This is a genomic window from Rhizobium sp. BK538, assembly GCF_014197575.1.
GTDB lineage: Bacteria > Pseudomonadota > Alphaproteobacteria > Rhizobiales > Rhizobiaceae > Rhizobium.
In genome coordinates, this window is record NZ_JACIFT010000021.1 from 68,846 (window position 1) to 92,049 (window position 23,204).

The following is a 23,204-nucleotide window of genomic DNA, read 5'->3' on the forward strand; positions in this document are numbered from 1 at the left end:
AGGGTCGGCAGAGGGAAATGAGGGGAACGTGTCGTTATCTGATGTGCCGGGTTCCGGTGCGTTATTGTCGGTTCAGCAACTGACGAAACTCTTCGGCAGCTTTGCTGCCTGTAACCACATCGACCTCGATATCGCCCCTGGCGAAATCCATGCTCTCCTTGGTGAAAACGGCGCCGGCAAATCGACGCTCGTCAAGATGCTGTTCGGCGTGCTCGAGCCGACCGAGGGCAATATCCTGTGGGAAGGCCAGCCGGTTTCGATCGGTTCGCCGGGCGACGCCCGCAAGCTTGGCATCGGCATGGTCTTTCAGCATTTCTCGCTCTTCGAGGCGCTGACCGTCGCTGAAAACATCGCGCTTTCGCTCGACGACAGCATTCCAATCGGCAGGATTGCGCAAGAGGCAAGGGCGCTCTCGCGCGCCTATGGCTTGCCGCTCGATCCCTATGCCCACGTTGCCGATCTCTCCGTCGGCGAACGCCAGCGCATCGAGATCGTCCGCGCGTTGCTGCAAAACCCCAAACTCATTATCCTTGATGAGCCAACCTCGGTGCTGACGCCGCAGGAGGCTGACAAGCTTTTCGAAACGCTCTTCAAGCTGAAGGCCGAAGGTAAATCGGTCCTCTACATCAGCCATCGGCTGGAAGAAGTTCAGCGCATCTGCGACCGCGCGACCGTCTTGCGCAACGGCAGAGTCACGGGTGCCTGCGACCCACGTCAGGAGACGCCAGCTTCTCTCGCCCGCATGATGGTTGGCAGCGACGTCGCGACCGTTACGCATCCTGACCGCGGCAACAAGGGCGATGTCCAGCTTGCGGTAACCAATCTTTCCGTTGCCGCACGCACCCCCTTCGCGATGCCACTGAGGGAGGTGTCTCTGGCGGTCCGCTCCGGCGAAATCCTGGCGATCGCGGGCGTTGCCGGAAACGGGCAAGGTGAACTCTTCGATGCGCTTTCGGGAGAATATCCAGTGAGTTCGCCGGATGCGATCATGATCCGCAAGAAAGCCGTCGGTACCCAGGGCATCACGGCTCGCCGCCTGCTTGGCGCCGGTTTCGTGCCGGAAGAACGCCATGGCCACGCGGCCGTCTCGGCCATGAAGCTCTCTGACAATCTTGTGCTGGCACGCAGCCAATCCGACCGCAAAGCCTTTCTTGGCGGCGCTTTTCTTAAGGTAATCCGCCGCGGCGCCGTCAAGACCGCGACAAAACGGATCGCCGAGGCGATGGATGTGCGTAAAAGCGGCGAGGACCCGGCGGCAGGCTCGCTTTCCGGCGGAAACCTGCAGAAGTTTATCGTTGGCCGCGAACTCGACCGCCAGCCGACGGTTCTCGTTGTCAACCAGCCGACCTGGGGCGTCGATGCCGGAGCAGCGAGCCGCATTCGTCAGGCTCTTGTCGACCTGGCGCGCAACGGTTCCGCAGTCGTCGTCATCAGTCAAGATCTTGACGAAATATTCGAAGTCGCAACGGAGATTGCCGTGATTTCTGAGGGGCGACTTTCTCAGCCCTTCCCGGCGGGAGAACTGTCCCGGGAGAAGATTGGCCTTTTGATGGGCGGCCTGCATGAAAGCAAGACCGCATCGGAGACGGCCAATGCGCATTGAACTCGAAAAGCGACCGCAGGCCTCGAAGCTCTACGGCTTCGTCTCGCCTCTGCTGGCACTTGGTCTGACATTGATCGCTGGCGTGATCATGTTCGCGCTGCTTGGCAAGAATCCGATCGAGGCGCTCGACGCTTTCTTTATCGAGCCACTAATGGAGGTCTGGTCACTGCATGAACTGGCCGTCAAGGCGGGACCGTTGATCTTGATCGCCGTCGGCCTCTCCGTCTGTTATCGGTCGAACAACTGGAACATCGGCGCCGAGGGCCAGTTCACGATGGGCGCAATCGCAGGATCGATCTTGCCGATCGTCTTTTACGATTGGCATTCGCCGGTGGTCCTGCCACTGATGCTCATCATTGGAGCGATCGGCGGGGCGCTGTTCGCCGCCATTCCGGCACTGCTCAAGGCACACTTCAACACCAACGAAATCCTCACATCCCTGATGCTGGTCTACATCGCCCAGCTGTTTCTCGATTGGCTGGTTCGCGGCGCCTGGCGAGACCCGCAGGGCATGAATTTCCCGGTATCACGCGACTTTGCGCCTGAGGCAGTCCTTCCCGCCATATGGGAAGAGTCGGGGCGCGCTCACTGGGCGTTCGCCTTTGCGATCATCGCAGCGGTTCTTGTCTGGTTCATGATGAAATACACGCTGCGGGGCTTCGAGATCGTGGTGCTCGGGCAGGCCGAAAGGGCCGGGCGCTTTGCGGGCTTCTCGTCGCGCAAGATGATCTGGTTCAGCTTCCTCTTCTCGGGCGCACTCACCGGCCTCGCAGGTATCTCGGAAGTATCGGGTTCGATCGGGCATTTGCAGCCGGCGATCTCGCCGGGATACGGTTTTACTGCGATCATCGTCGCCTTCCTGGGGCGGCTCAATCCACTGGGCATCATTGCTTCGGGCCTTGTGCTTGCCCTGACCTACCTCGGTGGCGAGGCCGCACAACTGTCGCTCGGCGTGTCGGACAAAGTAACGCGCATGTTCCAGGGGTTGCTGCTGTTCTTCGTGCTCTCTTGCGACACTTTGATCTACTACAAGATCAGGATCGTCTGGTCGCGCGTGCATTCGGCCATCGGAAAGAGTGCCTAATGATTTTCGAAGCTATCCTTCTGACGGTGATGACGGCGGCGACACCTTTGGTCATCGCTGCACTCGGCGAACTCGTGACAGAGCGCGCCGGCGTCCTGAACCTCGGCGTCGAAGGAATGATGATCATGGGCGCCGTCGGCGCCTTTGCGGCAGCACAGGCGACCGGCTCGCCCTATATCGGCCTGCTAGCCGGAATTGCGGTTGGCGCGCTCTTTTCGCTTCTCTTCGGTTTCCTAACCCTGACGCTCGTGACCAATCAGGTGGCGACAGGTCTTGCGCTGACGATCCTAGGGCTTGGCGCTTCCGGCATGCTGGGCGAAAGCTATGTTGGCGTGCCAGGCATCAAAGTGCCGCAGATTTACATTCCCTATCTTTCCGACATTCCCTTTCTTGGCGCGGTGCTCTTCCGCCAGGATCTTGTGTTCTACCTTTCGATCGTGCTGGTGATCGCCATCAACTGGTTCCTCTTCAAGAGCCGCGCCGGGCTCAAGCTGCGCGCGATTGGCGACAATCACGGCTCGGCGCATGCGCTCGGCATCGGCGTCATTCGAACGCGTTATCTGGCGGTTATGTTCGGCGGCGCCTGCGCGGGACTCGCTGGAGCACAGCTTTCGCTCGTCTATACACCGCAATGGGTAGAGAACATGTCCGCCGGCCGCGGCTGGATCGCTCTGGCGCTTGTCGTCTTTGCTTCATGGCGGCCATGGCGGGTTCTTGCCGGCGGTTATCTCTTTGGGGCAGTCACGATCGGCCAGTTGCACGCGCAGGCCTTCGGCATCGGCATTCCCTCACAGCTTCTTTCGATGCTGCCCTACGCAGCGACTATTGTCGTCCTCATCATCATTTCTCATAATCGGCGCACGACGTTGATCAACACGCCGGCATCGCTTGGCAAGGCGTTTGTGCCTGACCGGTGACGAACAAGAACAACAAGTTTCAAAGCTTCCAACCAACAGGGGTTAAAATGAAGAAACTAGCACTCGCACTTGCGGCAACTGCCGCACTAGTCATGAGCGTCGGCTCCGCTGCACAGGCTGCCGACAAGACCAAGGTCTGCTTCATCTACGTCGGCACCCGCACTGACGGCGGCTGGACGCAGGCGCACGACCTCGGCCGTCAAGCTCTGGAGAAGGAGCTCGGGGACAAGATCGAAACGCCGTTCCTCGAAAGCGTCCCGGAGGGCCCGGATGCGGAGCGCGCGATCGAGCGCATGGCGCGCTCCGGCTGCGCCCTGATCTACACGACGTCGTTCGGCTTCATGGATGCCACGATGAAGGTCGCCCAGAAGTTTCCGAAGGTGAAGTTCGAGCACGCCACCGGTTTCAAGGCAGCACCGAACGTGTCGACGTACAATTCCCGCTTCTATGAAGGCCGCTACATTCAAGGCCAGATCGCCGCGAAGATGTCCAAGAAAGGTCTTGCCGGCTACATCGCCTCCTTCCCGATCCCGGAAGTCGTGATGGGCATCAACGCCTTCGAACTCGGCGCGAAGTCGGTCAATCCGGACTTCAAGCTCAAGGTCGTATGGGCCAACACCTGGTTTGACCCTGGCAAGGAAGCTGATGCCGCCAAGGCGCTGATCGACCAGGGCGTCGACATCCTGACCCAGCATACCGACACCACGGCGCCGATGCAGGTGGCAGCGGAGCGCGGTATCCCGGCTTTCGGCCAGGCATCCGACATGATCGCGGCGGGTCCGAAGACCCAGCTGACGGCGATCGTCGACACCTGGGGGGCTTATTACATCAAGCGCACCAAGGAACTGCTGGACGGCAGCTGGAAGTCCGAACAGATTTGGGACGGCCTGAAGGACGGCATTCTGACGATGGCGCCCTATACGAATATGCCTGATGACGTGAAGAAGATGGCGCAGGAAACCGAGGCCAAGATCAAGTCGGGCGAATTGCATCCCTTCACCGGCCCGATCAACAAGCAGGATGGTACGCCGTGGCTCAAGGCCGGCGAGAAGGCTGAAGACGGCACGCTTCTCGGTATGAATTTCTACGTCGAAGGCGTGGACGACAAGCTGCCGAAGTGATTTCGGCAAGCAATTAGCACATGCGAAAAGGCGCTCGTTTCGAGCGCCTTTTTTTCTGCATCGCATACCAAAAAGTGCATTTACAAAAGTAATACTATATGATTTTTTCCTATGCGTGCCGCGGGAGGCGGCTTTGGGAGGAAATCATGAAATTGAAGACTGCACTCTTGGGTGCCACGGTTCTGGCTGCCTGCATGTTCGGCTCTGCATCGGCTGCAGAGCTGGTAGTAGGTTTTTCGCAGATCGGCTCAGAATCCGGCTGGCGCGCTGCCGAAACCACCGTCACGAAGGAACAGGCCAAGAAGCGTGGTGTGGACCTGAAGTTTGCTGACGCGCAGCAGAAGCAGGAAAACCAGATCAAGGCGATCCGCTCCTTCATCGCCCAGGGCGTCAATGCTATCTTCCTGGCCCCGGTCGTTGAGACTGGTTGGGACGCGGTTCTGAAGGAAGCGAAGGAGTCGGAAATCCCGGTGATTCTGCTCGACCGGACGATCAAGGCACCTGAAGACCTTTACCTGACCGCTGTCACTTCTGACCAGGTTCATGAGGGCAAGGTTGCCGGTGACTGGCTTGTAAAGACCGTTGGCGACAAGGCCTGCAACATTGTCGAGCTTCAGGGCACGACGGGTTCTTCGCCGGCCATCGCCCGCAAGAAGGGCTTCGAGGAGGCCATCGCGGGCAAGGCAAACTTCAAGATCGTTCGCAGCCAGACCGGCGACTTCACCCGCACCAAAGGCAAGGAAGTCATGGAAAGCTTCCTAAAGGCTGAGAACGGCGGCAAGGAAATCTGCGCGCTCTACGCCCACAATGATGACATGGCCGTGGGCGGCATCCAGGCGATCAAGGAAGCCGGTCTAAAGCCGGGCAAGGACATCCTCGTCGTCTCGATCGACGCCGTTCCTGATATCTTCAAGGCCATGGCTGCAGGAGAGGCGAACGCGACCGTGGAGCTGACGCCGAACATGGCAGGTCCCGCATTCGACGTGCTCGACGCCTACCTGAAGGACAAGAAGGCTCCGCCGAAGTGGATCCAGACGGAATCGAAGCTCTATACGCCGGCTGATGACCCGATGAAGGTCTACGAGTCAAAGAAGAACCTCGGCTACTGATTTTGACGCTAGAGCCGCACCGGTCCATCACGGGCCGGTGCGGAACTGCCGAATGCCAGTCGGGATTTCATGTCCGTCCACGGCGCGGCGTTGTCGGTCCCTATCAGGAAAAGCCGCTTTCATGATTAACGATTTCGAGAACGTTCTAACTGCCTCCGGAGTATCGAAATTCTTCCCCGGCGCCATTGCGCTCGACAAGGTCGATTTCTCGCTGCGCAAGGGCGAGGTGCATGCGCTTCTGGGCGAAAACGGCGCCGGAAAATCGACGCTCATCAAATGCGTTACGGGTGCTTATCACCGCGACCAGGGCAGGCTCGCTCTCGACGGCACCGAGATCAATCCGTCCGATACGCTCGCGGCTCAAAAACTCGGCATCGGCACCGTGTATCAGGAGGTTAATCTCCTCCCCAATCTGAGCATCGCCGAGAACCTATACCTCGGCCGTCAACCCAAGCGGTTCGGCATGATCGATGCACGCGCGATGAACCGGCAGGCGCGGGCACTCCTTGATCAGTATGGAATAGACGTCGATGTGACTGCACAGCTCGATCGGTTTTCGGTCGCCGTGCAGCAGGTCGTGGCGATCGCCCGCGCGGTCGATTTGTCCGGCAAAGTCCTCATTCTCGACGAGCCGACTGCAAGCCTCGACACGCAGGAAGTCGCGATGCTCTTTCGCATCATGCGAAACTTGAAAGAACGCGGCCTTGGTATTGTCTTTATTACTCATTTCTTAGAGCAGGTTTACGAGGTCAGTGATCGCATCACAGTACTCAGAAATGGCAAGCTAGTGGGCACCCGCGAAACATCCGAGCTGTCTCGCCAGAGCCTGATCTCGATGATGCTCGGTCATGAATTGGCGAATGCCGAAGCAACAGCGCGGGCGCATTCGGTTACTGCCGGCCCGGTCAAATACAGGTTTAAAGGCTACGGCAAGCGTGGCAAGGTGAAGCCGTTCGACCTCGAAGTCCGCGTCGGTGAGGTGGTGGGCGTTGCAGGCTTGCTCGGCTCCGGTCGCACAGAGACTGCCGAGTTGCTTTTCGGGATCGAGCAGGCTGACAGCGGAACCGCACAAGTCGACGGTAAGCAGGTTACGCTGTCGAATCCACGTGCTGCCATCCGCAGCGGATTCGGTTTCTGTCCGGAGGATCGCAAGACGGACGGGATTATCGGCGACCTTTCCATTCGCGAGAATATCGCTCTAGCGCTGCAGGCGCGCAGGGGCTGGGCGCGGCCGATTTCTCGCGCCGATCAAAATGCCCTGGCGGATCGTTACATCAATGCCCTAGACATCCGCACGACGGACAGGGAGAAGCCGATACGTCTGCTGTCGGGCGGCAACCAGCAGAAAGCGATCCTTGCGCGCTGGCTGGCCACCAATCCGGACTTCCTGATCCTCGACGAACCGACCCGCGGGATCGACGTCGGCGCACATGCCGAGATTATCCGGTTGATCGAAGATCTCTGCGCGAAGGGTATGTCGCTGATCGTTATTTCTTCGGAATTGGAAGAACTTATCGCCTATAGCTCACGTATCTTGGTCCTTCGCGATCGCGAGCACGTCGCGGAACTGACGGGCGACAATGTCAGCACAGCGCGCATTGTCGACGCCATCGCCGCCGCCCAAAAGAAGACGGAGGACGCATGAGATCGTCGCTCAATGCACTGCTGATTCGGCTGGCGCCGCAGCTCATCGCTCTTGCGGTCATTCTCATCTTGAATTTCATGATGTTCCCGCAATTCTTTAATGTCGTAGTTCAGAATGATCGGCTTTACGGCAGCCTGATCGATGTGCTGAACCGCGGCGCGCCGGTCGCCTTGCTGGCAATCGGCATGACGCTCGTGATTGCAACGAAGGGGATCGACCTTTCGGTCGGCGCTGTGATCGCGATCTGCGGTGCCGTTGCCGCATCATCCATCGTATCCGGTCATTCGCTTGCCATGACACTGCTGGTAACGATCGGGGTCGGGCTGCTTTGCGGGGTATGGAACGGCTTTCTGGTCGCCGTCCTCAATATCCAGCCGATCATCGCCACGCTTGTCCTGATGGTTGCCGGACGCGGGATCGCACAGCTCATCACCGAAGGCGTCATCATGACCTTCAACGATGAAGGGCTGATCGCGCTCGGCAGCGGCTCCTTCGCGTTCCTGCCCATGCCTGTCATCATATGGTTGGTCATGGGCACCCTGGTAATACTGCTCGTGAGGCGCACGGCGCTTGGCATGCTGATCGAAGCAACCGGCATTAATCGCCGTGCAAGCATGCTTTCCGGCGTGCGAACGCCGGTGCTGCTGATGGCTGTTTATATGCTGAGCAGCCTTTGCGCCTCGATTGCCGGCATCATTGTAGCAGCCGATATCAAGGGGGCGGATGCAAACAATGCCGGTCTCTGGCTTGAACTCGACGCGATCCTGGCTGTCGTCGTAGGCGGCAATTCCCTGCTTGGCGGGCGCTTCAGCATCCTCGGCTCATTGATCGGCGCAATGATCATTCAGGCTGTGAACACCGGCATTCTGCTCTCAGGATTCCCGCCGGAATTCAACCTGATCATCAAGGCGGTGATCGTCATCGTGATCCTCGTCATTCAGTCGCCAGCGGTTCAATCGGTGGCCGTGGTTCTCAGCCGACGACCGAGCAGCGTCAGGGAAGGGCAGATTCAATGAACTCGAAATATCTTCCTCTCCTTGCAACGGTCGTGATCTTCGTTCTCTCCTACGCAATCTGCACGTTGCAGTATCCCAACATTCTGTCCACCCGCGTGATCGGCAATCTATTGACCGACAATGCCTTTCTCGGCATCGCAGCGGTCGGCATGACGTTTGTCATCATCTCGGGCGGCATCGACCTCTCAATCGGCTCCATCATTGCGTTCACCGGTGTCTTCCTGGCCGTCATCCTGCAAAACACCACAATCCATCCGCTCGTTGCGTTTGTGTTGGTGCTAATCATCACAACCGCCTTCGGCGCGGTAATGGGCGCGATCATTCACTATCTGGAAATGCCGGCTTTCATCGTGACGCTCGCCGGCATGTTCCTGGCACGCGGCATGGCCTTCGTGCTATCGATCGACAGCATTCCGATCAATCACGACTACTACACAACGCTGACAAGCCTCTACTACAGGATGCCGGGTGGTGGTCGGCTAACGCTGATCGGCGGCGTCATGCTTCTGGTCTTTGTCGCCGGCATATTCCTGGCGCATCGCACGCGCTTCGGTACCAATGTCTATGCGCTCGGCGGCGGCCCACAGACGGCGCAGCTCATGGGCGTTCCAGTCGGGCGCACGACGATCCAGATCTATGCATTATCCGGCTTTCTTGCCGGTCTATCCGGAATCGTTTTTTCGCTCTATACGTCGGCCGGTTATTCTCTGGCAGCAGTCGGCGTCGAACTTGATGCGATCGCAGCAGTCGTCATTGGGGGAACGCTGTTGACCGGAGGGGCGGGATTCGTGGCAGGTACCTTCATCGGTATCCTGATACAGGGCCTCATTCAGACCTATATCACCTTCGACGGGACACTCTCGAGCTGGTGGACGAAGATCTTGATAGGCCTTTTGCTTTTTGCATTCATTCTAATGCAGAAGGTTATTCTCTTCCTTTCCAGTATGAATAAGAGGTATGCCTGAGCGGGGAGGTATTCGTTGCGCAATAGATTGCTTGAGACCGGAAAAACGGGGCGTAAATCGCGAACGAGCCATGCACAGGTCGTGGATGAGCTCGGCAGGGCGATCGTTGCTGGAACCTATCCTGTCGGAAGCATTCTGCCGGGTGACGCCGAACTTGCGCAGCGCTTCAAGGTCTCACGCACCGTCCTTCGCGAAACGATGAAAACGCTTGCTGCAAAAGGCATGATCGTCGCCAAGGCTCGCGTTGGCACGCGCGTGACGGAAAAAAACCTCTGGAACATGTTCGACAGTGAGATCATAGCCTGGCATTTCGACAGCGGCGTGACGGAGGAATTCCTTCTGCAGCTTTACGACATCCGGCTAGCGTTCGAGCCGTTTGCCGCCGGTCTCGTCGCCGAGCGGGCGAGCAAGGAAGACATTGAGAACCTGCGTGAGCTGGCAACGGAGATGGCGGCTCTGGGCCATACCAGCGAAAGCCTCGCTCTCGCCGACCTGCATTTCCACCTCGCCATAGCCGATGCCTCTCACAACCCCTTTATGCGAACGTTGGGGAGTCTGATCGAGGCAGCGCTGGTGGGCATGTTCCGCATCAGTACACCGCCCTCGCAGAACGGCTTTTCAGACATAGCCGATACGCATATGCGCATCGTCGAGGCGATCGTCGCCGGCGATGTTGAAGGCGCCCGAAAGGCCATGGAGATTGTGATCATCGACGGCCGCGATCACGTCCGCGACGCCTATGCGGCGATGAGCAAGGCATCCGCCTGATCCATTTTGAGCTTTGTCCCGCCCGTGCCTTGCTGCTATGAGGCAGCCAAGGCCGCACACAACGGATTCTCGGAGCAGACCATGGAACGCACTTGCCTCGCCGTCATTCTCGCTGCAGGTGATAGCACGCGAATGAAGTCGTCGAAATCGAAAGTGCTGCATCCGGTCGCAAACCGACCGATGATCGCCCATGTTATGGATGCCGTGGCAAAGAGCAACATTTCATCGGTCGCGCTCGTCGTCGGGCGCGACGCTGACGAAGTGGCGAAGGCTGCCCAAGTCGGGAATGTCAAAATCGAAACCTACCTGCAGATGGAGCGACTCGGCACCGGTCATGCGGTCCTGGCAGCGCGAGAGGCGATTGCGCGCGGATATGACGATATTATAGTGACCTACGGCGATGTTCCGTTGCAGACCGAGGGACCGCTCAAGGCGGCACGGCAGGGCCTTGCCGAGGGCAGCGATGTGGTGGTCATCGGCTTTCATGCAGACAGCCCGACCGGCTACGGCCGCCTGCTCGTCAAGGATGGCGAACTGATCGCCATCCGCGAGGAAAGGGATGCCACAGATGCCGAACGTGCCGTGAAATGGTGCAATAGCGGCCTGATGGCGATCAACGGCCGCAAGGCACTCGATCTCCTATCCCGCATCGGCAACGCCAATGCTAAGGGCGAATACTACCTGACCGATCTCGTGGAAATTGCCCGTTCCGTCGGCGGCCGTGTCACCGCTGTCGACGCACCCGAAATCGAAATGACCGGCTGCAACAATCGCGCGGAACTCGCCGTGATCGAGCGGCTGTGGCAAGAGCGCCGACGCCACGAGATGATGATCGCTGGCGTGACGATGATCGCACCGGAGACCGTGTTTCTTTCCTACGACACTGCAATCGGGCAAGACGCGCTGATCGAGCCGAACGTCGTCTTCGGCCCCGGCGCGACAATCGACGGCGGCGCTGTCATTCATGCATTCTCGCACATCGAAGGCGCGCATGTCAGCGCCGGCGCAGCCGTCGGCCCGTTCGCTCGCCTGCGGCCGGGTGCCGATCTCGCCAACGGCTCGAAAGTCGGCAATTTCTGCGAAGTTAAGAACGGGAAGATTGGTGAGGGGGCTAAGGTCAATCACCTCACCTACATCGGCGACGCGAAGATCGGTGCCGGGGCGAATATCGGTGCCGGCACGATTACCTGCAACTATGACGGCGTGAACAAGCACGAAACACTGATTGGGGCGAACACCTTCATCGGATCGAACTCCTCGCTTGTGGCGCCAGTCAGCATTGGCGACAACGCTTACGTGGCCTCCGGCAGCGTCATCACCGTGGATGTTCCTGCCGATGCGCTGGCCTTTGGCCGTGCTCGCCAGGAACTGAAGCCGGGCAGGGCAACCATGCTCCGCGAACGCGCACTGGCGATCAAAGCTGCAAAGAAGGCCAAGGCATAAGCCTCCGCGTAACGCGCGGAAACCGAAAGTGACCGCCGAGGCCATTGAGAAAAAAGACAGAATCGTTACGAGTGGCCTCCAACACGGAAGGCTTTGGGGACTTTTATGTGCGGTATTGTTGGAATCGTTGGAAGCAGCCCAGTTGCAGGGCGTCTCGTTGATGCGCTGAAGCGGCTCGAGTACCGTGGCTATGACTCGGCGGGTGTCGCCACCATACATAACGGCGAGATGGCGCGTCGCCGCGCCGAGGGGAAGCTCTTCAATCTCGAAAAGCGCCTCGACGGCGACCCACTGCCGGGAGCGATCGGCATTGCGCACACGCGCTGGGCTACGCATGGTGTTCCCAACGAGATCAACGCACACCCGCATTTCGTCGAGGGCGTTGCGGTCGTCCATAACGGCATCATCGAGAACTTCTCCGAACTGCGTGACGAGTTGACCGCCGAGGGTGCCGTCTTTGAGACGCAGACAGACACCGAGGTCGTCGCCCACCTCATGGCGAAGTATCTCCGTGACGGCCTCGAGCCCCGCGCGGCGATGCTCAAGATGCTGAACCGGGTAACCGGCGCCTACGCGCTTGCGATCATGCTCCAGAACGCCCCCGACACGATCATGGCGGCACGATCCGGCCCACCACTTGCGGTGGGCTACGGCTCAGGCGAAATGTTCTTAGGCTCGGATGCGATCGCGCTTTCGCCCTTCACCAATGAGGTCACCTACCTCGTCGATGGAGACTGGGCCGTACTTACGCGAGACGGCGCGACAATCCTCGACTTCTCCGGCAACGAGGTGAAGCGCCCGCGGCAGATATCACAGACGACTGCCTACGTGGTGGACAAGGGCAATCACCGGCACTTCATGGAGAAGGAAATCTACGAGCAGCCTGAGGTCATCTCGCACGCCCTCAGCCAGTACGTTGACTTCGCGAGCAACACGATAAGCGACAACGTCAACGCGATCGACTTCAAGGCCACAAGCAGCCTGGCAATCTCGGCATGCGGAACCGCCTATCTCGCCGGCCTCGTCGGCAAATACTGGTTCGAGCGCTACGCGCGTCTGCCGGTCGAGATCGACGTCGCATCCGAGTTCCGTTATCGCGAAATGCCGCTTTCGCCCTCGCAGGCCGCGCTCTTCATCTCGCAGTCGGGCGAGACGGCAGACACGCTAGCATCGCTCCGTTACTGCAAGGAGAACGGACTGAGGATCGGGGCAGTGGTCAACGTCAAGGAATCGACCATAGCCCGTGAGTCGGATGCCGTTTTCCCGATCATGGCAGGCCCAGAGATAGGCGTTGCCTCCACGAAGGCTTTCACCTGCCAGTTGGCCGTCCTGGCATCGCTGGCACTCGGCGCCGGCAAGGCAAGGGGAACGATCGGCGCGGAGCAGGAAAGGGAACTGGTCCGCCATCTCGCTGAAATGCCGCGTATCATGAGCCGCGTGCTGAACCTCGTCCAACCGCAGATGGAGAGCCTGTCGCGCGAGCTTTCGAAATGCCGCGACGTCCTCTATCTCGGTCGTGGCACGAGTTTCCCGCTTGCCATGGAAGGGGCGCTCAAGCTCAAGGAAATCTCCTATATCCATGCCGAAGGTTACGCCGCAGGCGAACTCAAGCACGGGCCGATTGCGCTGATCGACGAAAACATGCCGGTCATTGTGATCGCGCCGTTTGACCGCTTCTTTGACAAGACTGTATCGAATATGCAGGAAGTCGCCGCGCGTGGCGGGCGCATCATTTTCATTACCGACGAGGCAGGCGCGGCGGCATCGAAGCTGCCTACGATGGCGACGATCGTGCTGCCTGATGTCAACGAGATCATCGCACCGATGATCTTCTCACTGCCGATCCAACTGCTTGCCTACCATACCGCCGTTTTCATGGGCACGGACGTCGATCAGCCACGCAATCTAGCAAAGTCGGTCACGGTGGAGTGACCGCTTGTGCGGCCCCTGAAGACTTGTGCGGCTTGGCAATTTCTGGCAGCTTTTCAGATAGGAAAGCATGAGGGAGCTGATTTCCGATAGCCGGCCTGCTCAACGGAGTTATCAGCACGCGATGACGGAAAAACTGCCCCGATTGCCGATAGCCACTCGCATCAGGAACAACTTTCTGGCGGGACTCATCATTTGTGCGCCGGTCGCCATTACGCTGTGGCTGACATGGTCGGTGGTGCGGTGGGCGGACAGCTGGGTTAAGCCGTACCTGCCGGCTCGCTACGACCCGGATAATTACCTGAACTTTGCGGTGCCAGGCTCAGGGCTGCTGATTGCGCTTGTCGCGATCACGCTTATCGGCTTCCTCGGTAAGAACCTGATCGGCCAGAGTATCGTTCAGTTCAGCGAATCGCTGGTGCGGCGCGTGCCACTTGTGCGCAGCATCTATCAGAGCGTGAAGCAGATTTTCGAGACCGTGCTGAAGGATAAGACAAATTCGTTCAAGAAGGTCGGCCTCATCGAGTATCCCAGCCCGGGCCTCTGGGCGCTCGTCTTCATATCAACGGATGCTAAAGGCGAGATCGCGACGAAGTTCAAGGCGATGGGCGAGGATATGGTCTGCGTGTTCCTGCCTCCAACGCCGGTGCCGACTGCAGGATTTCTGATCTTCACGCCGCGCGAAAAGATCGTTCCGCTCGACATGTCACCGGAGGACGCCGCAAAACTTTTGATCTCCGGTGGTCTGGTCACGCCGGAAGAGCTTGCCGGGCGCATGGCGAAACCGGAACGGACACGCAAGCCCCTGCCGGCACCCATCGAGATGTAGCACGGCGCCGCGTCGGCTCACCCCGCATGCAGGAAGCGGATCGCCTCGTCGCGGCGGAACAGGTAGAGCAGGGTGCGCACGGCCTTGCCGCGCTCGCCGGTCAGATCCGGATCGCGCTCGATCAGATAGGCGGCATCGCGGCGGGCAATCTCAAGAAGGTCGGCATGCGCCTCCAGGCTTGCGATGCGAAAGCCCGGTGTTCCCGATTGCCGCGTGCCAAGTAGTTCGCCTTCGCCGCGCAGTTTCAGGTCTTCCTCCGCGATGCGGAAGCCGTCTTCGGTTTCGCGCATGATCGACAGGCGCGCATGACCCGTTTCGCCAAGCGGCCCCTTGTAGAGCAGGATGCAGGTCGAAGCCTCGTCGCCGCGTCCTACACGACCGCGAAGCTGATGCAGCTGCGCCAGGCCGAAGCGTTCGGCATGCTCGATCACCATGATCGTCGCATCGGGAATATCGACGCCGACTTCCACCACGGTCGTTGCGACCAGCAGGCGGATTTCGCCACTCTTGAACGCCATCATCACGGCATCCTTTTCCGGGCCGCTCATGCGGCCGTGGATCACGCCGATGCCCGGACCGAGCGAGGAAACGAGCGTTGCATGACGCTCGTCCACCGACATCAGATCGCTTTCTTCGGATTCCTCGACGAGCGGGCAGATCCAGTAAACCTTCTTGCCTTCTGCCAAAGCACTCTTCAGGCGACCGACCATCTCGCCTGTACGTTCGGTCGGAATCGTGATCGTCTGTATCGGTTTCCTGCCGGCGGGCTTTTCCGTCAGCTTGGAGACATCCATATCGCCAAAGGCCGCGAGCACCAGGGTTCGCGGGATCGGCGTAGCCGTCATGACAAGCATATGCGGCGTGATCCCCTTCGCCGTCAGCCGTAAGCGCTGGTGGACGCCGAAGCGGTGCTGCTCGTCAACGACGGCCAGCATCAGATTGCGGTAGTTGACGCTGTCCTGAAAGAGCGCGTGGGTGCCGATGACGATCTGGGCCTCTCCCGATCCAATCCTTTCCAGGATGTCTTCGCGTTCGCGCCCCTTGGTGCGGCCGGTAAGCACCTCTATGCCGAGGCCCGCGGATGCGGCAAATTTCGAGATCGTTGCGTGGTGCTGGCGGGCAAGGATTTCCGTCGGCGCCATGAGGACGGCCTGGCCGCCGCTTTCAATGACAGCCGCCATCGCAAACAGCGCGACCAGCGTCTTGCCCGAGCCGACATCCCCCTGCAGCAGACGCAGCATGCGGTCATCGCCGGCCATGTCCTTCAGGATATCGGCAATCGCGGCATTCTGGCTGTTGGTCGGCGAAAACGGCAAGGCCTGGAGGATCTGCTTGCTGACTTGACCGGTGGCGTGCACGGGCTGGCCGGTGACCTTGCGCAGGCGTTGGCGGACGAGGCTCAGCGAAAGTTGGCCCGCGAGGAATTCGTCATAGGCGAGACGGCGACGGGCAGGGGCTTGTGCATCGAGATCCGAGGGATCGCGAGGTTCGTGCAGCCCGTGGAAAGCATCTGATATCGAGGGCAGACCCTGCTTCTGCGCTAGAGCCAAGTCGATCCATTCTGGCAGTTCCGGCGTGCGCGGCAGCGCCGCTTCGATGATCTTGCGCAGGGTCTTCGGGGAAAGACCTGCGGTGAGTGGATAGATCGGCTCGACGAGAGGCAGGTTCTCGGCTTCGCTGGCCTTCACGATGTAGTCGGGGTGGACCATCGACGCACGGCCATTAAACCAGTCAATCTTGCCGCTGACGGTTACCTCCTCGTCCAAGGGGAGCTGCTTTTCCAGCCATGCCGCTTGGCCGCGGAAGAAGACAAGCGTCAGTTCGCCCGTCTCGTCGTGCAGGATGACGCGGTACGGAATGTTGCTCTTGCCGCGCGGCGGTGCCTGGTGGCGATCCACCCATGCCGTGACCGTGACAATGGCGCCGTGAGGCGCGCGAGCGATACCCGACTGGTTTCGGCGGTCGATGAGGGAATGCGGCGCATGAAACAGCAGATCGACGACGCGCGTCTCGTCAGGTGTTTCGCGCCCAAGCAGCTTTACCAGCAGCTCGGCGATCTTTGGGCCGACGCCGGGCAGGGCGGAAACGGGCGAAAACAGCGGATCGAGTATGGCGGGGCGCATGGCGGCAAAATGCGATGAACAATGCGGCCTTGGCAAGGCTGACAAGCCGCTTTCGAGGGGCTATAGAGGCGCATCAACAGGAAGGTAATGCCATGACGGGTGTGTCACTCTCGAGCGCCGATCTTGATCCGCGCCGCCGCCGAATTCTCTTTCGCTGCTGGCATCGCGGTATCCGCGAGATGGATCTGGTCTTCGGGCAGTTCGCCGAGAAGGAGATCGCCACCCTGTCGGAGACCGAGCTCGACGAGTTCGAAACCATCATGGCCGAAGAGGATAACGATCTCGTGCGCTGGATCATGGGAACATGGCCGGTGCCCGAGCGTTTCCAGACGCCGATGTTCGCGCGCCTTGCCGCTTACAAGCCAGATTTCGAGTATCCAGCCGACGCCCTGCCCAGGTACGCCTAATGATCCCAGGTCTTGACGCAAAGAAGCTGTCAGTTGTCGCCGAACCGCTGACGATCGGCAACGTGCCCACAGGTATGGAGGCTCTGTTGCTGGCCAATCTGGCACGCGCCGGCGAACCGGTCGCCTATGTGCTTTCCGATGGCCAGCGGATGGTGGACCTGGAGCAGATGCTCGGCTTCGTTGCCCCCGAGACCCCGGTCCTCACCTTGCCGGCCTGGGACTGTCTTCCTTACGACCGCGTTTCACCGAGCGCCGACACATCTGCGCGCCGTCTTGCGGCGCTGGGCGGTCTGATCGCGCATCACAAGAAGCCACACGCTGCGATCGTGCTGGTGACCGTTAATGCAATGCTGCAGAAGGTCGCCCCGCAGGAGATCATCGAGAGCCTCGCGTTCTCGGCACGTCCGGGAAACACCGTGCGCATGGACGACATCGCCGGGCGGTTGGAACGCAACGGCTTCGACCGCGTCGCTACGGTGCGCGAGGTTGGCGAATATGCGGTGCGTGGCGGCATTCTGGATGTCTTCGTGCCGGGTTCCGAGGAACCTGTTCGCCTCGACTTCTTCGGCGACACGCTGGAAAGCATCCGCAGCTTCGATCCGGCAAGCCAGCGCACAACAGGGCAGGTCCGCTCACTCGACCTCAACCCGATGAGCGAAGTTACCCTGACACCCGATACCATCAGCCGTTTCCGCAAGGGCTACCTCTCCTCGTTCGGCGCGGCGACACGCGACGATGCGCTCTATCTCGCCATATCGGAGGGGCGACGCTATCCTGGCATGGAGCATTGGCTGCCGCTTTTCTACGAGAAGCTGGAGACGGTGTTTGACTATCTCAAAGGTTTTCGGCTGGTCACTGATCACACGGTGCGCCAGGCTGCCGAGGAGCGTTCCAAGCTTGTCTTCGACTATTATGACGCCCGCCTGAATACCGGACAGCCCGGCAAGGGGCAGATGGCGCAAGGAACACCCTACAAGCCCGTGACACCCGGCCAACTCTACTTGGACGGAAAGACTTTCGCCAACACGCTCGACGCGTTCAATGCGATGCGTATTTCACCCTTCAACGAGCATGAAGGGGAAGCGCGTCGCGTCGTCAATCTCGACGCCCGGCAGGGCGAGCGTTGGGCACGCTCTAACGCTGAGGGTGGTGGCAACGCCGAACGCATTAATGTGTTCGACGCTGTCGTCAAGCATATTGCCGACAAGCGCTCATCCGGCGCGAAGGTGCTGATTACCGCCTGGACGGAAGGCTCACTGGAGCGTCTGCTGCAGGTACTGAACGAGCACGGGCTCGAGCGCGTGAAGCCGATCGACGCACTGAAGGAGATGGACAGCCTTGCCAAAGGCGAGGCGGCGGCCAGCGTACTCAGTCTCGAATCCGGATTTGAAGTCGGCAATCTCGTCGTGATCGGCGAGCAGGACATCCTCGGCGACCGCATGGTGCGGCGTTCGAAGCGGCGCAAACGCGCTGCCGATTTCATCTCCGAGGTTGCCGGGCTCGACGAAGGTTCGGTCGTCGTCCACGCGCAGCATGGTATTGGTCGATTTGTAGGCCTGCGGACCATCGAAGCGGCCGGCGCACCGCATGCCTGCCTCGAACTGCAGTACGCAGATGACGCGAAGCTGTTCCTGCCGGTCGAGAACATCGATCTTCTGTCACGCTATGGTGGCGAGGGGACGGAAGCACAGCTCGACAAGCTCGGCGGCGGCGCATGGCAGATGCGCAAGGCCAAGCTCAAGAAACGGCTGCTCGACATGGCGGACGCGCTGATCCGCATCGCCGCCGAACGCCTGACACGCCATGCGCCAGTGTTGACGACACCGGAAGGGCTCTACGACGAATTCGCCGCCCGCTTCCCCTATGACGAAACGGAAGACCAGGACAACGCCATCGAGGCTGTGCGCTCTGACCTTGGGGCTGGTCGACCGATGGATCGTCTCGTCTGCGGCGATGTCGGCTTCGGCAAGACGGAGGTGGCGCTTCGTGCCGCCTTCGTGGCCGCGATGAACGGCATTCAGGTTGCTGTCGTCGTGCCGACAACGCTGCTGGCGCGCCAGCACTTCAAGACCTTCGCCGAGCGATTCCGCGGCTTGCCTGTGCGCATCCAGCAGGCCTCGCGCCTCGTCGGGTCAAAGGAACTGGCGTTGACGAAGAAGGAAGTCGCGGAGGGCAAGACGGATATCGTCGTCGGCACCCATGCGCTTCTCGGCGCCGGGATCAAGTTTGCCAATCTCGGGCTGCTGATCATCGACGAAGAGCAGCATTTCGGCGTCAAGCACAAGGAGCGCCTGAAAGAGCTGAAGAGCGACGTCCACGTACTGACGCTTTCGGCAACGCCGATCCCGCGCACGCTGCAGCTTGCGATGACTGGCGTGCGCGAGCTGTCGCTGATCACGACGCCGCCGGTCGACCGCATGGCTGTTCGTACCTTCATTTCGCCGTTCGATTCGCTTGTCATCCGCGAAACGCTGATGCGCGAGCATTATCGCGGCGGCCAAAGCTTCTATGTCTGCCCGCGGCTCGCCGATCTGGAGGATGTCCATGCGTTCCTGCGGTCTGACGTGCCGGAGTTGAAGGTCGCGGTCGCGCACGGTCAGATGCCGGCCGGCGAACTTGAGGACATCATGAATGCCTTTTACGATGGCCGCTATGACGTACTGCTATCAACGACGATCGTGGAATCCGGCCTCGACGTGCCGACTGCCAATACGCTGATCGTCCACCGGGCCGATATGTTCGGCCTCGCGCAGCTCTATCAGCTTCGCGGTCGTGTCGGGCGCTCCAAGGTGCGCGCCTTTGCGCTCTTCACGCTGCCGGTCAACAAGGTGCTGACGGCGACGGCGGAACGTCGCCTCAAGGTGCTGCAGTCGCTCGATACCCTGGGCGCCGGCTTCCAGCTTGCCAGCCACGATCTCGATATTCGCGGCGCCGGCAACCTGCTCGGCGAAGAGCAGTCCGGCCATATCAAGGAAGTCGGCTTCGAACTTTACCAGCAGATGCTGGAAGAGGCCGTTGCCGAGGTGAAGGGCGTGGATGAGATCCAGGATAGCGGCTGGTCGCCGCAGATCTCGGTCGGAACGTCGGTCATGATCCCGGATGGCTACGTGCCCGATTTGCACCTGCGCATGGCACTCTATCGCCGCCTCGGGGAGATTACGGAACTGAAGGAAATCGACGCCTTCGGCGCCGAGATGATCGACCGCTTTGGTCCGATGCCGATCGAGGTCCAACACCTCCTGAAGATCGTCTATGTGAAATCGCTCTGCCGCGTCGCCAACGTCGAGAAGCTGGATGCAGGTCCGAAGGGCGTGGTGATCCAGTTCCGAAACAAGGAGTTTCCGAATCCTGCAAACCTGGTCGGCTATATCGCCAAGCAGGGAACGATGGCGAAGATCCGACCGGACCAAAGCGTGTTCCTCACGCGCGATTTGCCGACGCCTGAAAAAAGGCTGCAGGGCGCAGCCGTCATCATGACGCAGCTCGCGGAAATGGCGAAGACGTAAGGACGTTCAGTTCATGCCTGCGCGCGCTTCGGCCTTCGCCTTGGCGATGTCGCGAAGCGCGCCCGCCAACACATCAGGCGTCTGCGCACCGCTGACGGCATACTGCTGATCGAAGATGAAGAACGGGACGCCGTTCACCCCCATCTTCTGCGCGGCCTCGATCTCCGCGATCACCAGATCCTTGTCCGCATCGGACGCCAGCAGGGAGGAGACGACGGCTCGGTCCATGCCGGCCTTCTCTGCGATATCGAGCAGGACGGCATGGTCGCCGACATTGCGCCCTTCCTCGAAATTCGCTCTGAAGAGCGCATTGACAAGACGGTCCTGCTTCTCTCGATCCTCAACCATCGCCCAATGGATCAAACGATGCGCATCCAGCGTATTCGGACCGATCTTGATCGCGTCGAAGTCGAACTTGATACCCACCTCACGACCGAGTTCACTCAGCGTCTTGTGCCCTTGAGCGACACGCTCGGCACCGCCAAGCTTCTGCTCGAGCGCCTTCTTCTGGTCGACGCCTTCCGGCGGATAGTCGGGGTTGAGGCGGTAGGGGCGCCAGTTGATGTCGACGCCGACCTCGTCCTGAACTTCGGCAATCGCGAGTTCCAACCGTGCCTTGCCGAGATAGCACCACGGGCAGACGACGTCAGAGACAACGTCGATGGTAATGCGTTCCATGGGCTTTTCCCTTTTTCCTGAAATCGAAACCTTCCGCCATCTAGGCCTTGTGGCCGAAGACTTCAACCAGGCAGGAAATGGGAACCGTCTATTGGACGCTCTGATCCCACCAGGCTGGCAGCTGGTAGCCGTAGAGGGGCACGATGTCGGGATGACCGATCCTCTTGCTGCGCGCCACCCATTGCTTGTCAACGTGATAAAGCGGCAAGACATAGTGTCCCGATAACAGCATGCGATCGTGCGAACGCACCGCGGCGGTAAAGTCCTCTGCCGAGCGAGCGGTGAGGATATGCTGGATCAGCGTATCGACGTCAGGGTCGGCAACTCCGGCGAAGTTGTCGGTGCCGTCCCGCTCCTTGGCCGCTGAAGACCAACGTCCCAGCTGTTCGATGCCGGGAGACAGGGATGAGGTGTAGGACTTGACGATCACGTCATAGTCAAAACTGCTAGTACGGCTCTGATATTGGGAATCGTCCACCGTGCGGATCGTCGCGGCAATGCCGAGCAGCTGCAGCGAGCGCTGATAGGACACCGCCAGCTTCTCCTGGTCGGTGTTCTGCGTCATGATCTCGAAAGAAAGCGGACGGCCGTTAGCGTCGCTCATCTTGCCATTCTTGATGGTGTAGCCTGCTTCCTTGAGGAGCGCCGCCGCTTGTTTCAGGACATTGCGATCGCGGCCCGAACCATCGGTCACGGGAAGTTTGTAGGTACCGTCAAGAATCGCCGGATCGATTCGATCCTTGATCGGCCCGAGAAGCTTCAGCTCGCGTTCGTCAGCCGGCACTCCGAAGCTCGACAGGTCGGAGTTCTGCCAGAAGCTCTGGGTGCGGATATAGGCGTTCGAGAAGAGGTTCTTGTTCGCCCATTCGAAATCGAAGATCAGCGACAGCCCCTCGCGAAGCTTCGCGTTGGCAAAGACCGGCCGACGAGTGTTGAAAACGAAGCCGAACATGCCGCTCGGCAGCTTCGGCTCGAACGTGTCCTTGACGACGTTGCCCGAAGTAACAGCAGGGAAGTTGTAGGCGCTTGCCCAATGGCCGGGACTGCCGTCCGGGTAGATGTCGATGTCGCCTTTCTTGAAGGACTCAAAGAGGGTCGTGTCCTGCAAAAAATACTGGACTGTTATCTGATCGTAGTTGTCGAGACCGACCTTTGCCGGAATGTCCTTGCCCCAGTAGTTGGGATCGCGCTCGAAGGTGATGCTTTCGCCGGGCTTCAGTGATTTGACCTTGTAGGGGCCGGACCCCACGGGAGGCGTGAGCGACGAACGATCGAATGTCTCCGGATCGATGGCATGTTTCGGCAGGATCGGCGTCGAGCCGGCCAGAATCAGCGGGAATTCGCGATCGGCCTTGTCGTTGAAGGTAAAGCGAACACTGTGGTCTCCGACCTTCTCAATCTTGTCGACGGCATTCAGTCGCGTGCTGAAGGGCACGCGGCCCTTTTCCTTCAAAAGATTGAAGGTGAAAATCACGTCATCCGGTGTCACCGGCTGGCCGTCCGACCACTTGGCGGCCGGATTGAGATTGAACTGGATGTAAGTGCGGTCCTCATCCCATTCGACGGACTGCGCCAGCAGACCGTAGAGCGTGAAGGGTTCGTCACGCGAGCGAAGCATCAGCGTTTCGAAGACGAGGTTCCCGTATTCCGGATCCCACATGCCGCGCGCCGTCGTGCGCATACTTTTCAAGATGAAGGGATTGAGGCTGTCGAAGGTCCCAACGACGCCATAACTGATCTTGCCGCCCTTTTTCACATCGGGATTGGCGTAGGGAAGATGCTTGAAATCGGCGGGCAGGGCCGGCGCGCCGTGCATCGCGATGCCATGCACCGGCTCGGCGAGAGCTGCACTGCCAACCAAGGTGAAAATGACAGGAAGAACGATCCGGAGCATCGTTGAGGTCCTTTCCGGGGAACGGCACGATTCGGCGCAAGACTATCATGCAGCCACCGCAATTCACCATCCGCGCCGAATTCTTTCGGATGACCCTGAAAAGGTCAAAGAAATACTGGATATCTGACCCGACGCAATGTAACAGGGGAACCCGAAGTCGGGGGGTC

General features: G+C 59.8%; 17 protein-coding genes. 14 read left to right on the forward strand and 3 right to left on the reverse strand.

What is annotated here, in order from left to right; genetic code table 11:
- The first annotated feature begins 28 nt into the window (after window positions 1–28).
- From FHX09_RS23225 to FHX09_RS23280, 12 genes are all read left to right on the forward strand, one after another.
- Window positions 29–1,603 (forward strand): ABC transporter ATP-binding protein, encoded by a 1,575-nt coding sequence (locus tag FHX09_RS23225; protein ID WP_132591106.1) that lies wholly within the window; start codon window positions 29–31, stop codon window positions 1,601–1,603.
- Window positions 1,593–2,687, forward strand: a complete 1,095-nt coding sequence (locus tag FHX09_RS23230) for an ABC transporter permease (RefSeq protein ID WP_132591104.1) — start codon at window positions 1,593–1,595, stop codon at window positions 2,685–2,687. The genes FHX09_RS23225 and FHX09_RS23230 overlap by 11 nt, the downstream gene beginning before the upstream one ends.
- Complete coding sequence (locus FHX09_RS23235; RefSeq protein ID WP_132591102.1) at window positions 2,687–3,604, forward strand: ABC transporter permease; 918 nt, start codon at window positions 2,687–2,689, stop codon at window positions 3,602–3,604. The genes FHX09_RS23230 and FHX09_RS23235 overlap by 1 nt, the downstream gene beginning before the upstream one ends.
- Before the next feature lie 47 nt (window positions 3,605–3,651).
- Complete coding sequence (locus tag FHX09_RS23240) at window positions 3,652–4,725, forward strand: BMP family ABC transporter substrate-binding protein (protein WP_007793659.1); 1,074 nt, start codon at window positions 3,652–3,654, stop codon at window positions 4,723–4,725.
- A gap of 146 nt (window positions 4,726–4,871) precedes the next feature.
- Window positions 4,872–5,834 carry a galactofuranose ABC transporter, galactofuranose-binding protein YtfQ gene (ytfQ, locus tag FHX09_RS23245; RefSeq protein WP_007793656.1) on the forward strand — a complete coding sequence of 321 codons (963 nt, stop codon included), beginning with the start codon at window positions 4,872–4,874 and terminating at the stop codon, window positions 5,832–5,834.
- A gap of 121 nt (window positions 5,835–5,955) precedes the next feature.
- Window positions 5,956–7,479: a galactofuranose ABC transporter, ATP-binding protein YtfR gene (gene ytfR, locus FHX09_RS23250; RefSeq protein WP_184450726.1), complete on the forward strand. Its 1,524-nt coding sequence runs from the start codon at window positions 5,956–5,958 to the stop codon at window positions 7,477–7,479.
- Window positions 7,476–8,495, forward strand: coding sequence for an ABC transporter permease (locus FHX09_RS23255; RefSeq protein WP_132591098.1), 1,020 nt, complete (start codon window positions 7,476–7,478; stop codon window positions 8,493–8,495). The genes ytfR and FHX09_RS23255 overlap by 4 nt, the downstream gene beginning before the upstream one ends.
- Entirely contained in the window at window positions 8,492–9,460 is a 969-nt protein-coding gene (gene yjfF, locus FHX09_RS23260; RefSeq protein ID WP_132591096.1) for a galactofuranose ABC transporter, permease protein YjfF, read from the forward strand. The genes FHX09_RS23255 and yjfF overlap by 4 nt, the downstream gene beginning before the upstream one ends.
- 15 nt (window positions 9,461–9,475) lie before the next feature.
- Window positions 9,476–10,228 (forward strand): FadR/GntR family transcriptional regulator, encoded by a 753-nt coding sequence (locus tag FHX09_RS23265; RefSeq protein WP_007793641.1) that lies wholly within the window; start codon window positions 9,476–9,478, stop codon window positions 10,226–10,228.
- Window positions 10,229–10,309: 81 nt separating this feature from the next.
- On the forward strand, window positions 10,310–11,671 hold the full coding sequence (glmU, locus tag FHX09_RS23270) for a bifunctional UDP-N-acetylglucosamine diphosphorylase/glucosamine-1-phosphate N-acetyltransferase GlmU (protein WP_184450727.1): 1,362 nt from the start codon (window positions 10,310–10,312) through the stop codon (window positions 11,669–11,671).
- A 105-nt stretch (window positions 11,672–11,776) separates the two neighbouring features.
- Entirely contained in the window at window positions 11,777–13,603 is a 1,827-nt protein-coding gene (gene glmS, locus FHX09_RS23275) for a glutamine--fructose-6-phosphate transaminase (isomerizing) (RefSeq protein WP_132591092.1), read from the forward strand.
- A 121-nt stretch (window positions 13,604–13,724) separates the two neighbouring features.
- Complete coding sequence (locus FHX09_RS23280; protein WP_037082866.1) at window positions 13,725–14,429, forward strand: DUF502 domain-containing protein; 705 nt, start codon at window positions 13,725–13,727, stop codon at window positions 14,427–14,429.
- Between the two features lie 17 nt (window positions 14,430–14,446).
- On the opposite strand, the gene recG is transcribed toward FHX09_RS23280, so the two are convergent.
- Window positions 14,447–16,552 (reverse strand): ATP-dependent DNA helicase RecG, encoded by a 2,106-nt coding sequence (gene recG, locus FHX09_RS23285; RefSeq protein ID WP_184450728.1) that lies wholly within the window; start codon window positions 16,550–16,552, stop codon window positions 14,447–14,449.
- A gap of 92 nt (window positions 16,553–16,644) precedes the next feature.
- On the opposite strand from recG, the gene FHX09_RS23290 reads away from it, so the two are divergent.
- On the forward strand, window positions 16,645–16,959 hold the full coding sequence (locus tag FHX09_RS23290; RefSeq protein ID WP_132591088.1) for a succinate dehydrogenase assembly factor 2: 315 nt from the start codon (window positions 16,645–16,647) through the stop codon (window positions 16,957–16,959).
- Window positions 16,959–20,465 (forward strand): transcription-repair coupling factor, encoded by a 3,507-nt coding sequence (gene mfd, locus FHX09_RS23295; RefSeq protein WP_184450729.1) that lies wholly within the window; start codon window positions 16,959–16,961, stop codon window positions 20,463–20,465. The genes FHX09_RS23290 and mfd overlap by 1 nt, the downstream gene beginning before the upstream one ends.
- 6 nt (window positions 20,466–20,471) lie before the next feature.
- On the opposite strand, the gene FHX09_RS23300 is transcribed toward mfd, so the two are convergent.
- Entirely contained in the window at window positions 20,472–21,143 is a 672-nt protein-coding gene (locus FHX09_RS23300; protein ID WP_007793605.1) for a DsbA family oxidoreductase, read from the reverse strand.
- Window positions 21,144–21,231: 88 nt separating this feature from the next.
- On the reverse strand, window positions 21,232–23,037 hold the full coding sequence (locus FHX09_RS23305) for an extracellular solute-binding protein (protein ID WP_132591084.1): 1,806 nt from the start codon (window positions 23,035–23,037) through the stop codon (window positions 21,232–21,234).
- Between the last annotated feature and the right edge of the window lie 167 nt (window positions 23,038–23,204).

Excerpts from the sequence above, each read along its gene's own strand:
- FHX09_RS23230 (WP_132591104.1), top strand. The coding sequence starts at position 1,593 with ATGCGCATTGAACTCGAAAAGCGACCGCAGGCCTCGAAGCTCTACGGC.
- FHX09_RS23235 (WP_132591102.1), top strand. The coding sequence starts at position 2,687 with ATGATTTTCGAAGCTATCCTTCTGACGGTGATGACGGCGGCGACACCT.
- FHX09_RS23240 (WP_007793659.1), top strand. The coding sequence starts at position 3,652 with ATGAAGAAACTAGCACTCGCACTTGCGGCAACTGCCGCACTAGTCATG.
- ytfQ (WP_007793656.1), top strand. The coding sequence starts at position 4,872 with ATGAAATTGAAGACTGCACTCTTGGGTGCCACGGTTCTGGCTGCCTGC.
- ytfR (WP_184450726.1), top strand. The coding sequence starts at position 5,956 with ATGATTAACGATTTCGAGAACGTTCTAACTGCCTCCGGAGTATCGAAA.
- FHX09_RS23255 (WP_132591098.1), top strand. The coding sequence starts at position 7,476 with ATGAGATCGTCGCTCAATGCACTGCTGATTCGGCTGGCGCCGCAGCTC.
- yjfF (WP_132591096.1), top strand. The coding sequence starts at position 8,492 with ATGAACTCGAAATATCTTCCTCTCCTTGCAACGGTCGTGATCTTCGTT.
- glmU (WP_184450727.1), top strand. The coding sequence starts at position 10,310 with ATGGAACGCACTTGCCTCGCCGTCATTCTCGCTGCAGGTGATAGCACG.
- glmS (WP_132591092.1), top strand. The coding sequence starts at position 11,777 with ATGTGCGGTATTGTTGGAATCGTTGGAAGCAGCCCAGTTGCAGGGCGT.
- FHX09_RS23280 (WP_037082866.1), top strand. The coding sequence starts at position 13,725 with ATGACGGAAAAACTGCCCCGATTGCCGATAGCCACTCGCATCAGGAAC.
- recG (WP_184450728.1), bottom strand. The coding sequence starts at position 16,552 with ATGCGCCCCGCCATACTCGATCCGCTGTTTTCGCCCGTTTCCGCCCTG.
- FHX09_RS23290 (WP_132591088.1), top strand. The coding sequence starts at position 16,645 with ATGACGGGTGTGTCACTCTCGAGCGCCGATCTTGATCCGCGCCGCCGC.
- mfd (WP_184450729.1), top strand. The coding sequence starts at position 16,959 with ATGATCCCAGGTCTTGACGCAAAGAAGCTGTCAGTTGTCGCCGAACCG.
- FHX09_RS23300 (WP_007793605.1), bottom strand. The coding sequence starts at position 21,143 with ATGGAACGCATTACCATCGACGTTGTCTCTGACGTCGTCTGCCCGTGG.
- FHX09_RS23305 (WP_132591084.1), bottom strand. The coding sequence starts at position 23,037 with ATGCTCCGGATCGTTCTTCCTGTCATTTTCACCTTGGTTGGCAGTGCA.